This is a genomic window from Paenarthrobacter sp. 10L412, assembly GCF_056395565.1.
Genome location: NZ_JBFTJT010000002.1, coordinates 29996 through 43036, shown reverse-complemented (window position 1 = coordinate 43036; position 13041 = coordinate 29996). Strand labels below are relative to the sequence as shown.

13 protein-coding genes are annotated in these 13041 nt (G+C 62.5%); 8 read left to right on the top strand and 5 right to left on the bottom strand.

All coding sequences use genetic code 11. The features are described 5' to 3' along the window. Positions 1–99 precede the first annotated feature (99 nt). The 3 genes from rplT to AC1DD7_RS01930 all read left to right on the top strand — a co-directional run bounded on the left by rplT (position 100) and on the right by AC1DD7_RS01930 (position 2737). Positions 100–780, top strand: a complete 681-nt coding sequence (rplT, locus tag AC1DD7_RS01940) for a 50S ribosomal protein L20, sunset domain variant (RefSeq protein WP_431119525.1) — start codon at positions 100–102, stop codon at positions 778–780. A gap of 26 nt (positions 781–806) precedes the next feature. Further along, positions 807–1727 (top strand): TrmH family RNA methyltransferase, encoded by a 921-nt coding sequence (locus AC1DD7_RS01935; protein WP_477513577.1) that lies wholly within the window; start codon positions 807–809, stop codon positions 1725–1727. Between the two features lie 92 nt (positions 1728–1819). Beyond that, the gene (locus AC1DD7_RS01930; RefSeq protein WP_431119529.1) at positions 1820–2737 is read left to right on the top strand and encodes a cation diffusion facilitator family transporter; all 918 of its coding nucleotides are present in this window, start codon (positions 1820–1822) and stop codon (positions 2735–2737) included. A 92-nt stretch (positions 2738–2829) separates the two neighbouring features. Here AC1DD7_RS01930 and AC1DD7_RS01925 read toward each other — a convergent pair whose 3' ends face one another. Then, entirely contained in the window at positions 2830–4041 is a 1212-nt protein-coding gene (locus AC1DD7_RS01925; RefSeq protein ID WP_477513576.1) for an MFS transporter, read from the bottom strand. A 133-nt stretch (positions 4042–4174) separates the two neighbouring features. On the opposite strand from AC1DD7_RS01925, the gene AC1DD7_RS01920 reads away from it, so the two are divergent. Continuing rightward, positions 4175–4609 (top strand): (deoxy)nucleoside triphosphate pyrophosphohydrolase, encoded by a 435-nt coding sequence (locus AC1DD7_RS01920; protein WP_477513575.1) that lies wholly within the window; start codon positions 4175–4177, stop codon positions 4607–4609. A gap of 27 nt (positions 4610–4636) precedes the next feature. On the opposite strand, the gene AC1DD7_RS01915 is transcribed toward AC1DD7_RS01920, so the two are convergent. Next, positions 4637–5731, bottom strand: a complete 1095-nt coding sequence (locus tag AC1DD7_RS01915; protein ID WP_477513574.1) for an Rv2578c family radical SAM protein — start codon at positions 5729–5731, stop codon at positions 4637–4639. Positions 5732–5808: 77 nt separating this feature from the next. On the opposite strand from AC1DD7_RS01915, the gene pcp reads away from it, so the two are divergent. Beyond that, entirely contained in the window at positions 5809–6456 is a 648-nt protein-coding gene (pcp, locus tag AC1DD7_RS01910; RefSeq protein WP_477513573.1) for a pyroglutamyl-peptidase I, read from the top strand. On the opposite strand, the gene AC1DD7_RS01905 is transcribed toward pcp, so the two are convergent. Continuing rightward, a complete protein-coding gene (locus AC1DD7_RS01905; RefSeq protein WP_477513572.1) occupies positions 6425–7057 on the bottom strand; it encodes an SIMPL domain-containing protein in 633 nt (210 codons plus the stop codon). The genes pcp and AC1DD7_RS01905 overlap by 32 nt on opposite strands. Then, complete coding sequence (locus tag AC1DD7_RS01900; RefSeq protein WP_477513571.1) at positions 7054–7473, bottom strand: hypothetical protein; 420 nt, start codon at positions 7471–7473, stop codon at positions 7054–7056. The genes AC1DD7_RS01905 and AC1DD7_RS01900 overlap by 4 nt, the downstream gene beginning before the upstream one ends. Before the next feature lie 163 nt (positions 7474–7636). Here AC1DD7_RS01900 and pheS point away from each other — a divergent pair, with 163 nt between their 5' ends. Together pheS and pheT are read left to right on the top strand one after the other, a co-directional pair. Continuing rightward, positions 7637–8698 carry a phenylalanine--tRNA ligase subunit alpha gene (gene pheS / locus AC1DD7_RS01895; protein WP_477513570.1) on the top strand — a complete coding sequence of 354 codons (1062 nt, stop codon included), beginning with the start codon at positions 7637–7639 and terminating at the stop codon, positions 8696–8698. A 2-nt stretch (positions 8699–8700) separates the two neighbouring features. Then, complete coding sequence (gene pheT / locus AC1DD7_RS01890; protein WP_477513569.1) at positions 8701–11244, top strand: phenylalanine--tRNA ligase subunit beta; 2544 nt, start codon at positions 8701–8703, stop codon at positions 11242–11244. 51 nt (positions 11245–11295) lie between these two features. On the opposite strand, the gene AC1DD7_RS01885 is transcribed toward pheT, so the two are convergent. After that, complete coding sequence (locus tag AC1DD7_RS01885) at positions 11296–11913, bottom strand: TetR/AcrR family transcriptional regulator (protein ID WP_477513568.1); 618 nt, start codon at positions 11911–11913, stop codon at positions 11296–11298. Positions 11914–12055: 142 nt separating this feature from the next. Between AC1DD7_RS01885 and AC1DD7_RS01880 the strand changes: the two genes are divergently transcribed. Then, the gene (locus tag AC1DD7_RS01880; protein ID WP_477513567.1) at positions 12056–13027 is read left to right on the top strand and encodes an aldo/keto reductase; all 972 of its coding nucleotides are present in this window, start codon (positions 12056–12058) and stop codon (positions 13025–13027) included. Positions 13028–13041 lie beyond the last annotated feature (14 nt).

Here is a 13041-nt window from a genome sequence, read left to right as displayed (position 1 = left end):
TGCCATCCGGTAGCGGCCGACTACACCAAAAGCCTTCTCAGGCCGGCCGGATTTCCGGCAGTAGCAGCTTGGGATAAAGATTTCTGAAGGAGTACGCACGTGGCACGTGTGAAGCGGGCGGTAAACGCCCACAAGAAGCGCCGGGTTATCCTCGAACGCGCCAAGGGTTACCGCGGTCAGCGTTCGCGCCTGTACCGCAAGGCCAAAGAGCAGCTGCTGCACTCGTTTGTGTACAGCTACGGCGACCGCCGCAAGAAGAAGGGCGACTTCCGTCGCCTCTGGATCCAGCGCATCAACGCTGCATCCCGCGCCAACGGCCTCACCTACAACCGCCTGATCCAGGGCCTGAAGGCCGCTGAGGTTGAGGTTGACCGCCGCATGCTGGCCGAACTGGCTGTTTCGGACGCCAACGCATTCGCCGCACTGGTGAACATTGCCAAGGCTGCCCTCCCGGCCGACACGTCTGCTCCGGCTGCCAAGGCCGAGGTTGCAGCTCCGAAGGCTGCCAAGGTTGCTCCGGCTGCTGCTACCGCAACGGCTGTCAAGGCTTCTGTCTCCGAGAAGCCGGCCATCGATGGCGCTATCGCTGCCGTTGAGGGCGAAGGTGCTCCGGAAGGACACGCCATCAAGGGCAACGCCGAGTCCAAGAAGTACCACGTACCGGGTTCCACCTGGTACGAGAACACTGCTGCTGAATACTGGTTCTCCACGGTTGAGGCTGCAAAAGCTGCTGGCTTCGAGCCGGCCGGCGGCGAAGCCCGCCAGCAGATCAAGAACTAGTCGCAACTGCCACTAAAGTTCTTTATATGAACCAAACCGGGCGCCCGCAAGACTTTCCGATGACCAACCCCCGAGCAGATCGGGTGAGGGACGTCGCCAAGCTTGCCGGGCGCCCGGCCCGTTTAAAGCGCGGCCGTTTCCTGGCTGAGGGTCCACAGGCGGTTCGCGAGGCTTTGACCCTTCACCGGGAGCGCACTGCGGCAGGGGGTTCCGCCGTCGTGCATGAAGTCTTTGCGAGCGAGGCCTGCCTGGAGCGGCTCCCGGAACTGGCAGACCTTGCAGAAGGAACACAGCTTCGGCTGGCGAGCGACGACGTCCTGGCCGCCATGGCGGACACCGTCAACCCGCAGGGCATTGTTGCCGTGTGTAGTTTTGTGGATGTCAGCCTCGAATCAGTGCTCGACGCCGGTCCTCGCCTTATTGCGGTGATGTGCCAGGTCCGGGACCCGGGCAACGCAGGCACCGTTTTGCGCGCGGCCGACGCTGCAGGTGCCGACGCTGTGATCCTGACGGGATCCAGCGTGGACATCTACAACCCCAAGGCGGTACGGTCCACAGCCGGTTCGTTGTTCCACCTGCCGGTGGTCCTGGGGGCTGATGTTGAAGATCTCGTAGCGCGCTGCCGGGAACAGGGGATAGGGGTCCTGGCTGCCGACGGCTACGGGACGGTAAACCTGGACCAGCTCCAGGACGAGAATGCTGCCCGGAGGCTGGGAGATGGCTCTGTAGCCTCGGCTTACGCCCTTGAAGCACCCACAGCATGGTTGTTCGGGAACGAAGCTCAAGGGCTGTCCGATGCCGAACTGGCGCTCGCGGATCACCGCGTAGCCGTGCCTGTCTATGGCGCCGCCGAGAGCTTGAATCTGGGTACAGCGGCCACCGTTTGCCTCTATGCAAGCGCCCGTTCGCAGCAGGGCGCCCGGGTCCGGAATGTAGAAATAGTCTGACGCCCGGTACGGTATTTCTTGCAAGATCGTCACAATGACGACTCTTCGTGGCCCATTCCAAACTTTCCCAAAACCGAAGAGGTGAAGCTTTCGTGGCTGCAAGTGGCGGTACCAAAGCGATCGTGGCGGCCCTCGCCGCGAACTTGACCATCGCTGTCCTGAAGTTCGTTGCATTCGTCCTGACGATGTCATCGTCCATGCTCGCTGAGGCCATTCACTCGGTAGCTGACTCCGGCAACCAGCTCCTTCTCCTGGTAGGTGGCAAGCGCGCACAGCGTGCGGCAAGCCCCGAGCACCCCTTTGGCTACGGCCGCGAACGGTACATCTACGCGTTCATCGTCTCCATCGTCTTGTTCAGCGTGGGTGGCCTCTTTGCCCTGTACGAAGCGTGGGAGAAGTTCCAGCACCCGCACGGCATCGAAGGCGACTTCTGGTGGGTGCCGTTGGCCGTCCTGGTTGGCGCCATCGTTGCCGAGTCATTCTCCTTCCGAACCGCCATTGTGGAATCGAACCATATCCGTGGCAAGCAGACGTGGGCCAAGTTCATCCGCAACGCCAAGCAGCCCGAGCTGCCGGTCATCCTCCTGGAAGACTTCGGCGCCTTGCTGGGCCTGGTGTTCGCGCTCTTCGGCGTCAGCATGACCCTCGTAACCGGCGATGGCATCTGGGACGCCTTCGGTACAGCCATGATCGGCCTGCTGCTTGTCGCCATAGCCGTCATCCTTGCGGTCGAGACCAAATCGCTCCTGCTGGGTGAGTCGGCCACCAAAGACGACGTCGCACGCATCACCGAGGCGCTGCAGGCGGATGGCACCCGGATCATCCATCTCAAGACCATGCACCTGGGGCCGGAAGAACTGCTGGTTGCCGCCAAGATCACCATGGGTGCCGCCGATACCGGTCAAGCAATTGCCCGGGTGATTGACGACGCCGAGCAACGTATTCGGGCGGCCGTACCGATCGCGCGGGTCATCTACCTTGAACCCGATGTTGAGCGCGTCCAGGCGTAGTCAGGTCAGCATTAACCAAAGATGGGCTCTTCACATTGAAGAGCCCATCTTTCTTTGCACCGTATCCAGCAGGTGGGTTACGCTCTAGCGATTCATGAGGTAGCCAGCGGCTTCTTGCGTTCCAGCAGCCCGCTGATGATGGCAACTCCCAAGCCGAGGATGGCCAGGACCGCACCCACGAGGGCCGGAGCCACGTAGCCCCAACCCCAGGCGATCACGGTCCCGCCGAGGAAGGCCCCCAGGGCATTGGCAATGTTGAGGGCGGAGTGGTTCAGCGAGGAAGCGAGCGAGGCTGCGCCCGGAGCGGCATCCAAGAGGCGTGTCTGCAACGCTGGCGTGAGCATGGAGCCTATGCCGCCAACGACGAAGGCCATGATGAAGGCGGACCAAGCCCAGTGGGCTGCGATGGCGTAAACCACCAGTGCTGCGGCGATGCCCGGCATGACCCAGTAGATGGTGCCCATGACCGACTTGTCCGCGATGCGGCCACCGATGATGTTGCCCGCAACCATGCCTAGCCCGTAGAGCGCCACCACTGCCGGAATGAGGCTTTCGGGTATGCCTGCTACGCCCGTCATGGTGTGCGCGATGTAGGTGTAGACGGCGAAGAATCCACCAAAGCCGATAATGCCGATCAGCAAAGCAAGCCATACCTGAAGCCGTTTGAGGGCACCGAGTTCGCGTCGAATACTCGCCTCAGGGTGCGCTGCTTCGAAGGGGACGAATTTCCAGACCATGACCACGGTCAGCAGGCCTATGGCCCCCACGATGATGAACAGAAGGCGCCAGCCGAAGGTCTGCCCCACCCAGGTGGCCAGAGGCACGCCGATGACGTTGGAGACCGTGAGGCCTGCCATCACCATGGAGATGGCCCAACCCCGTTTTGTGGGTGCCACCAAGCCGGCAGCGATGACAGCAGCCACACCGAAGAATGCTCCATGGGGGAGGCCGGAAGCGAAGCGGGAGAGCAGCATAAAACCGTAGTCGGGCGCAATGAAAGAGGTCAGGTTGGCGATGGAGAGGAACAGCATCAACCCCAGCGCCAGGTGCTTCCTGGGAAGTTTGGCTCCGAATGCAGCGAAGATGGGCGCTCCGATGACAACGCCCAAGGCATAGGCGGAGATGAGGTTGCCAGCCTCGGGAGTGCTGATGCCCAATCCTTCCTCAATTTCCTTGAGAAGACCCATCATGGCGAACTCGGTGGTGCCGATGGCGAACCCGCCCGTGGCCAGCGCGAGGATAGCCAAGCCTAGGTGGCGCCTTGCTTTTTTGGCGACGGCGGGTGGGGACACGGTGATAGTCATGAGCCTGCTTCGTGAGGTGCCTTGAGGGCTGGGAAAAGGTGGAGAAAATCCGATAACAAGCTTAGTCCCGTGACAGTGTCTTAACGTCGCTATGTGACGATGCCCATGATTCCCACACCCATAGACTGTTTCAGTGACTGGACTGATAAACGTGGTGGGCGCCGCCGTCGTCGACTCCCTGGACGCCCCGGCCCGACTCCTCGTAGCACGTCGGACTGCGCCCCCGCAGTTCGCCGGAATGTGGGAATTTCCCGGCGGCAAAGTAGAGGAGGGCGAGTCGGCCGAAGCTGCCCTTCATCGGGAGCTTGCGGAGGAGTTGGGAGTCACTGTTCGGCTCGGGGCGGAGCTGGAGTCCGGTGAGGCCGAGGGGTGGCCCCTCAATGAGCGCGCGGCAATGCGTGTCTGGTTGGCGGAACTCGCTGAAGGCACACCTCGTGCCCTTGAGGATCACGACGAGCTGCGTTGGGTATCCCTGGTTGATGACGAAGAAGCTCTTGGCCTTGCCTGGATCCCGGCTGACTTCCCTATAGTCCGGGCGTTGCTGGAACGCGTGACTGCACGGGCGTAGCTGCCGTTACTGCAGTGGCCCAGCGGCTCAGAAAAGTGGTTCCTGCCCTGGCAACGGCGTACCAACCGCAGGCTCCGTGCCCGAAGCTGGAGTGGTGGCTGGCCGGGCATTGCGGTGGCTGAAGCCTTGCGTCCCGGTAAAGCCATGCTTGGCTTTGAAGTGATTGATCCTGGCCGACAACCAGGAGCGGTACTCTTTTGACGCATACGATCCCTGCCCGTACAGGCGACGGTACCGTCCTGCAAGTTCGGGATGGTGGGCGGCGAGCCACTTCATGTACCACTCACGTGTACCGGGCTTGAGGTATAGGGCTCCTGCAGTGACGCCCGTGGCGCCGGCCTTGGAGAGTTCTGAGAACAAGGACTCAAGGGCTTCGTCTGAATCCGTGAGCCAAGGCAGGATGGGCATGGCCATGACTCCGCAAGCCAGACCTGCCTCACGTAACCGCGCAATGAGCTTGAGGCGGGCTCTCGGGGAGGGGGTGCCGGGCTCAACAATCTCGGCAAGGTCCTCGTTGGTCATGGCCAGTGAGATGCCCAGGTCCACTGGGACCTGGGTCGCCGCATGCTTGAGCAGGGGAATGTCCCGGGCAAGCAACGTGCCCTTGGTCAGAATGGAAAACGGTGTGCCGGAATCGGCGAGGGCCCGGATGATCCCTGGCATCAGCGCGTATCGGCCTTCGGCGCGCTGGTAGGGGTCTGTGTTGGTTCCGAGGGCAACCTGGTGCCGTTCCCACGATGGTTTGGCCAGTTCCTTCCGAAGGACCTCTGCAGCGTTGATCTTCACTACCACCTGGGAGTCGAAGTCGCGTCCGGCGTCGAACTCCAGGTAGGTGTGCGTCTTCCGGGCGAAGCAATAGACGCAGGCATGGCTGCAACCCCTGTAGGGATTCACTGTCCATTCGAAAGGCATGTTGGAACCGGAAGGCACCTTGTTGAGCACTGACTTTGCGGTGACCTCATGGAAGGTGACTCCGGAGAATTCGGGTGTTGAGATGGAACGCACAAGCCCGGCCAGCGGCAGCAGGGCGTCCATGGCCGGGGCAGGGCCAGGTGCCATACTGTCAAGGCTTTCGGACGCCGATCCATGCGTTGGCGAAAGTGCTTGTGCGTCCCATCTCATGCACTCCATTCGAATGTATGTTCGAATGAATGTCAAGGACTACGAATGCCGATTCCGGACATTGCTAAGGTTGGCCCATGATTCTGCTGACTGGCTTCGAACCGTTTGGCGAAGAGAACGTCAACCCTTCCTGGCAGGCTGTCCTGCGCGCTCGCGACATCCTTCGTTCGGAGGGGCACAAGGTGGAAGCTTTAGAGCTGCCCTGCGTGTTCGGTGAAGCGGCAACCCTCCTGCTGGCCGCCGTCGAAACCCTGACACCGGACGTCGTGGTGTGCGCTGGATTGGCGGGAGGGCGGGGAAGGGTCTCCCTGGAGCGTGTAGCCATCAATTGCGATGACGCCCGCATCCCGGATAACAAGGGCAAGCGTCCCATCGACGAGGAAGTGGTTCCTGGCGGCCCGGCTGCTTACTTCTCGACGTTGCCGATCAAAGCCGCGCTACGGAACCTGCAGATCGAAGGCATCAAGGGTGAGATCTCACAGTCTGCAGGAACCTATGTCTGCAACCACGTGTTCTATGCGCTGATGCATGCCCTCGCAACCAAGGCCGGCATCCGGGGAGGATTTGTCCATCTTCCCTACCTTCCAGAGCAGGTACCCGAGGGGAGCGCGACGCCGTCCATGCCGCTTGAGGCCATGGCTGCTGGCATCGCAGTGGTGGTGCGGACGGCAGTCCAGGCGCCGGTGGATGGACCTAAGGCTTCAAGAGTTCCCATTCCACAGTGACGCTTGCCGCTACGGACGACTCGCCGGCCTGGATGGGAATTGCTTCAGCAGCAGAGGCCCTGACGAGTCCACCCATCGGAATGGGGGAGCCCGGCAGAGGTTGCTGGGAAATGGAAACCACCGAGCCCAGCCGGACGGACGCCAAGGACGCGTACTGCTCCGCCCGATGGAGCGCGTCCTGCCATGCCGCCTCCTGCGCCTGGCTCGTGACCGCAGAGGCATCTGCAAAGCCTTGCTCTATCCCGTTGATCCGGATGTCGTCCCCACCGGCGGCCACCGCCGCAGCAATGGTGGCAGGCGCTTCCGTTTGCGAGCGGATGCCGACGCGCACATTGGTGGACGCCACATAGGCAGCGACCTTCTGTCCCTGCCCCTCCACCCACACCAGGTCTGCTCGAAGGTTCAAGCCGCTGGTGTGCAGATCTGCATCCTGCACGCCAGCCGCGCGCAAACTGGCGGCGACGGCGGCCGCTGCCTTGCCGGCGTCGTCATATGCCTTGGATGCAGTCTCCCTTCGCGTCTCGACGCCCAAAGTCAGTGTCACCAGGTCCGGAACTGCCTTGGCGCTCGCCGTTCCCGTGACGGTAATGGTGCGTTTCATGCTTCGGCCTCGATTCGATGGTCAATGTAGCCGCCTGCTGCGAGTCCAGCCTGCCGTTCAAAGAAATTCCTCGACGCCGGATTGCCAGCACGCAGCATGGACCAGCCGGCGGCGACACCGTAGAAAACGAGGAACGGCAACCCCAGGCAGTAGGCGTACTGAGTGCTGTGCCGTTCCTCGTGGGCAAGGAGCAGCTCGTTGCATCCTGCCACGCCGTGGGCTGCACGGTAGAGGATGACGTTCCCCACCGTAAACGCCCCGGCGTGTGGAAGCTTCCACGCATACCCTGCTGCTATCAGCAGTCCCCGGGGCCCACGCGAAATGCGCGATCGGGATGTCCGCGCGACCAACAGCCCCAAGGGTGTGGTCAGGTTCAGGATGTTGGCAACTTGCCGTAAACGCTGCCCGGGAGTCATGAAGCCATGCTAGACCCGTGGCGCACACAAACCAGGGGTTAAATGGCGCCTGTGAGCTTCAACTAGACTGAAGGGTAGTGCCTGCCGTCCGTGGTGAGCACTGCCCTTTCGTTTTGCAGGCCAGCCATGCCGGCCGCTCCCGACTCGTAGCTAAGAACAGTAGATGACTGACACTTTGCCAGGCGCTGCCATCCCGAATCCGCTGGATGAAGCCGCCATCAACGCCGCCGTTGAGGATGCGATCGCCGCGATTGCGGCTGCCTCCTCCCTCGAAGAACTCAAGGCTGTCCGCCTCGCCCACACGGGAGAGAAGTCTCCCCTGAGCCTGGCCAACCGTGAAATCGGTGGCCTCGCCAAGGAGCACAAGGCTGCCGCCGGAAAGCTCATGGGATCCTCGCGCGGCCGGGTCAACCAAGCGCTAGCAGCCCGGACCGAAGTCCTGGAAGCCGAGAACGACGCCCGGATCCTGGTGGAGGAAACCGTTGATGTCACGGCTGCTCCGCGTCGACGCCGGGCGGGAGCGCGTCATCCGCTGTCCACGCTGCAGGACGGTGTTTCGGACATCTTCGTCGGCATGGGCTGGGAAATTGCCGAAGGCCCCGAGGTCGAGTCCGAGTGGTTCAACTTTGACGCCCTGAACTTCAAGCCGGACCACCCGGCCCGTGAAATGCAGGACACGTTCTTCGTGGAGCCTCCCGAGGCACACCTGCTCATGCGCACGCACACGTCTCCGGTGCAGGTGCGTTCCATGCTGGAGCGCGAAGTTCCCATCTACGTGCTGTGCCCGGGCAAGGTGTTCCGCACGGATGAACTCGATGCAACACACACGCCTGTCTTCCACCAGTTCGAAGGCCTGGCGATCGATAAGAACCTGAGCATGGCCGATCTCCGTGGAACCTTGGAGCACTTCGCCCGCCAGATGTTTGGCGACGAAGCCTCCATTCGCCTGCGCCCGAACTACTTCCCGTTCACCGAGCCCTCTGCTGAGCTGGACATCTGGCACCCCGGTGCCAAGGGTGGTCCCCGCTGGATCGAATGGGGTGGCTGCGGCATGGTCAATCCCAACGTCCTCCGGGCTGCCGGCATCGATCCGGACGTCTATTCAGGTTTTGCCTTCGGCATGGGCATCGAGCGCACGCTCATGTTCCGCAACGAGGTCGGCGATATGCGCGACATGATCGAGGGCGATGTACGTTTCAGCGAGCACTTCGGGATGGAGATCTAACAGTGCGTATCCCACTTTCCTGGCTGCGTGAATTTGCGCAGGTTCCGGCCGATGCTACGGCCGAAGATGTCATGACGGACCTGGTCAAGGTCGGTTTTGAAGAAGAAGAAGTCCACCGTCCCACGGATGAACTCACGGGTCCCATTGTGGTTGGCCAGGTGCTGAGCCTGGTCAAGGAACCGCAATCCAATGGCAAGACCATCAACTGGTGCCAGGTCCGTGTTGTCCCTGAAGGGCAGGAACAGACCCTGACTGGCGAGGGAATCGATCCCTCCGGCGTGCAGGGCATCATTTGTGGTGCCCACAACTTCGTGGAAGGCGACAAAGTTGTTGTCACGCTTCCCGGAGCTGTGCTGCCCGGAAACTTCCAGATTTCGGCGCGGAAGACCTACGGTCACCTGTCCGCAGGCATGATCGCTTCCGTTCGCGAACTGGGTATCGGCGATGACCACGATGGAATCCTGGTCCTCTCACGGATCGGGCTGGATCCGGAAATCGGCACGGACGCGATGAAACTCCTTGGCCTCTATGACCAGGCTGCAGAAATCAACGTCACCCCGGACCGCGGCTACGCCTTCTCCATCCGTGGTGTGGCACGTGAGTACGCACACGCCACCGGAACATCCTTCGTTGACCCGGCCTCCAAGGTCAACGCTCCGGCCAGCCTGCGAGGCGGCTACGGCGTCAAGCTCAACGACGACGCCCCCATCTATGGCAAGCCGGGCTGTGACCGGTTCGTGGCACGCACAGTGCGTGGCGTGGACGCTTCCCGTCCCACTCCGCCGTGGATGTCCGCGCGTCTTCGTCTGGCCGGCGTCCGTTCCATCTCCCTGCCGGTTGATATCTCCAACTACGTCATGCTTGAGCTCGGCCAGCCAAACCACTGCTACGACCTCGACAAGCTTGCGGGCGACATCGTGGTCCGCCGTGCCGTGGCGGGGGAGAAGATCACCACGCTGGATGACAAAGAGCGCACGCTCGACGTCGAAGACCTGCTGATCACTGATGACTCCGGAGCCATCGGCATCGCCGGGGTCATGGGCGGTGCCCACACCGAGGTTTCCGATTCCACCACGAACATCCTGGTGGAAGCCGCGCACTTCGATGAAGTATCGATTGCCCGTTCGCGTCGTCGGCACAAGCTGCCGTCCGAGGCTTCCAAGCGTTTCGAGCGCGGCGTTGACTGGCACGTTGCCAGTATCGCCGCCCAGCGCGTCGTGGACCTTTTGGTTGAACTCGCTGGTGGCACAGCTGACGAGACCGGTACCGACGTCGGAACGGCCCCTGACGCCGTCACGATTGAACTGCCGGCCGAGTTCGCTGCCGCGCGTATCGGCATCGACTTCACGGAAGAGCAGATCACCACATCCCTGGTGGATCTTGGTGCTGCCGTGGAAAAGACTGCCACCGGCTACCTGGTGACTGCTCCGAGCTGGCGCAACGACCTTGAAACCAAGGAAGACCTCTCCGAGGAAATTGCCCGCTTGGTTGGTTATGACAACATCCCGGCCACCCTGCCCGTTGCGCCTCCTGGCCGTGGCCTGAGCCGCAGCCAGCAGCAGAAGCGCCGCGTGGTGCAGGCACTGGCAGATGCCGGACTGACGGAAGTCTTGTCCTATCCGTTCGTGGCCAAAGCAGCCAACGACACCTTCGGCGTGGCAATGGAAGGCGAAGAACGTCCCGCCCTGAAGCTGGCGAACCCCATCAGTGAGGAGCACGGTTACCTCCGTACGTCCATCCTGCCGGGGCTGATCGAGGTTGCCCGCCGCAACCACTCCCGCGGTTTCCGTGACCTGGCACTCTACGAGGCTGGGTCCGTCTTCCTCCCTGGCGAGAAGCTCGGTACTGAATCCATCCCGCCACTGGGCATCAAGCCTTCCGATGAGGTCTTGGATGCACTGTACGACGGCGTCCCGCACCAGCCGCTGCACATCGCCGCTGTCTTGACTGGCCATGATTCTCCGGCGGCCGCGACGCACACGCCGCGTGCCTGGGACTGGGCCGATGCTTTGGATGTCGCCCGGCTTATCGCGGATGTTCTCGGCGTTGAACTTGTCGTCAGCCAGGGAAGCCACCAGGCGTTCCATCCCGGACGTGCCGCGCAGCTCTCGCTGCGGTCCGGCGACGTTGTGGGCTACGCCGGCGAACTGCACCCGAAGCTCCTTGCAGCCCACGACATGCCAGCACGCTCCGTGGCGGTTGAGGTCAACGTGGAGGCGCTCTTCGAAGCTGCCGCCGACGTCATTGTTGCCAAGCACATCTCCGGATTCCCAGTGGCCACCCAGGATGTGGCCCTGGTTGTTCCGCAGGACGTGCCGGCTGACCAGGTGCTTGCCGCGTTGCGTGAAGGTGCCGGCGAACTCCTCGAAGACGTCGCATTGTTCGACGTCTACGTTGGACCGGGCATTGAGGAAGGCAAGAAATCTTTGGCCTTTGGCCTTCGCTTCCGTGCCGCTGACCGGACGCTCACTGCGGACGAGGCCTCAGAGGCCCGCGCTGGCGCTGTGGCTGTTGCTGCAGAGCGCTTTGGAGCAGTCCAGCGCTAGGCCTCTCGCTGTGCGAAGAAATCCCCGGAACCTCCTGGTTCCGGGGATTTTTTAGTTGCCTCCCCACGCGGCGATAGCTCGTTCCACGTAAGCCGAAACGTTGGCACGCATATCGATTTCCGGGTTGAGGAGCCATTGAAGACCGATGCCGTCCATCAGGGCGGTGAGTAGACGTACTTCAATTTCGATCCGCTGAGCGGGGAGTGGAGCGACGTCTCCGGCGTCGACGGCTTCTTGCAAGTGCGCTGAGAGGGTGCCCAGGTTGGCAGTGTAGCGCTTGGTGATGAACGCGCGGCCCGGGTGGGCCGGGTTGGAGGCCTCGGCCGCGATGGTCGTGAATAGCTCAAGCAGCCCCCGGTTGTCCTGGTGGGCGCCCATGACATCCGGGAGCCGCCGGAAGTAGTCCAGACCCTTGACCTCGGCGAGGCTGTTTTCTACGGTCAGCCGGTCCCATTCCTCCAGCACGGCCGTGAGTAAGCCTTCCTTGCTGCCGAAGTGCTGGATCAGGGTGGCGTGGTTGACTCCTGCCTGCTCGGCGATCGTGCGGAGCGAGCCTCCGGCGAAGCCGTGTTCGCCGAAGACGTCCATGGCGATGCCGATGAGTTGCTCGCGTCTGCGGATTCCTGTGCGATAGGGGCCTCGGGTTCTGCTTTGCGCGCTTTCTGGCATGCCCCTACTTTCTCATGACTCTTGCCGAAATATAACCAATTGGTTAGGGTTAAGCTCAACCACGGCTCGTAACCGTCAGGGACGTCCTCAACGAACGCTCCACGTCCCAGTCGGACCGAACTCGCAGATGGGAATCCTTAGGATGAAGTACTCCGTTCTCGGCCCGACCGGCGTGCGTGTCTCCCGCATCTGCGTGGGCACCGCGACCTTCGGTGTGGCACCGGGGGCACACGAAGCTGATCGCGTCGTCGAAGCAGCCCTGGACCTGGGCATCAACTTCTTCGACACCGCAGACGTTTACGGCTCCACGCCGACCTTCGACCGGCCTGGTGCCCCGCCTGCCTCGGAGCGGGCGTCCGCCGAGGAGATCCTAGGCCGCGCACTCGCTGGTCATCGGGATGAGGTGGTGCTGGCCACGAAGTCAGGGGAGCGGCGCTTCGACGCGGATGCCGGTCTCTCGCGCCGGTACATCATCCAGCAGGTCGAGCAGAGCCTGCGCCGGTTGCGCACAGACCGCATTGACCTCTATTACGCGCACTTCCCTGATCCGAACACGCCGCTGGAGCAGACACTTGCTGTCTACGACGACCTGATCCGTCAGGGAAAGCTGCGCTACGTCGCACTGTCCAACCACCCGGCCTGGCAGGTGACCGAGTCACTGTGGATCGCCGATGACCGTCGGCTGGTCTCCGCTCCCGTGGCTGCGCAGGTGATGTACAACCTCCTGGACCGAAGCGTCGAGCGGGAGCTTAGCGCCGCGTGCATCCGGTTCGGGGTGTCGATCGTCCCCTACGCGCCGCTGCACGGTGGCCTGCTCGCCGATCTGAAGGTTCTGGACCGCGAAATTGCCGGGGACAAGCGCTATGGTGGAGCCGGATATTCGGAGTCTGAGATCGCTGTTGCCCGCAAGCTCGACAGTTTTGCCAGAGAATGGGGGCTCGGAATGCAGCAGGTCTCACTGGCCTGGCTGCTCTCCCGCCCGGCCGTGGCCTCGGTGATTGTCGGGGCCGAGACCGTCGACGAGCTCCGCGCCAACGCCTCCGCAGTGGACCTTGAGCTCACCCAGGAGCAGCTTGATGCGGTCTCGGCGCTGACAGAGGGGTCCAGGTCCTGATCGGAAGGAACGAC

What these genes read in the sequence shown, in the direction of transcription:
- AC1DD7_RS01885 (WP_477513568.1), bottom strand. Translation starts at nt 11,913, where the DNA reads ATGCCAGAAAGCGCGCAAAGCAGAACCCGAGGCCCCTATCGCACAGGA.
- AC1DD7_RS01915 (WP_477513574.1), bottom strand. Translation starts at nt 5,731, where the DNA reads ATGAGATGGGACGCACAAGCACTTTCGCCAACGCATGGATCGGCGTCC.
- AC1DD7_RS01900 (WP_477513571.1), bottom strand. Translation starts at nt 7,473, where the DNA reads ATGACTCCCGGGCAGCGTTTACGGCAAGTTGCCAACATCCTGAACCTG.
- AC1DD7_RS01905 (WP_477513572.1), bottom strand. Translation starts at nt 7,057, where the DNA reads ATGAAACGCACCATTACCGTCACGGGAACGGCGAGCGCCAAGGCAGTT.
- AC1DD7_RS01935 (WP_477513577.1), top strand. Translation starts at nt 807, where the DNA reads ATGAACCAAACCGGGCGCCCGCAAGACTTTCCGATGACCAACCCCCGA.
- AC1DD7_RS01880 (WP_477513567.1), top strand. Translation starts at nt 12,056, where the DNA reads ATGAAGTACTCCGTTCTCGGCCCGACCGGCGTGCGTGTCTCCCGCATC.
- pheS (WP_477513570.1), top strand. Translation starts at nt 7,637, where the DNA reads ATGACTGACACTTTGCCAGGCGCTGCCATCCCGAATCCGCTGGATGAA.
- pcp (WP_477513573.1), top strand. Translation starts at nt 5,809, where the DNA reads ATGATTCTGCTGACTGGCTTCGAACCGTTTGGCGAAGAGAACGTCAAC.
- AC1DD7_RS01925 (WP_477513576.1), bottom strand. Translation starts at nt 4,041, where the DNA reads ATGACTATCACCGTGTCCCCACCCGCCGTCGCCAAAAAAGCAAGGCGC.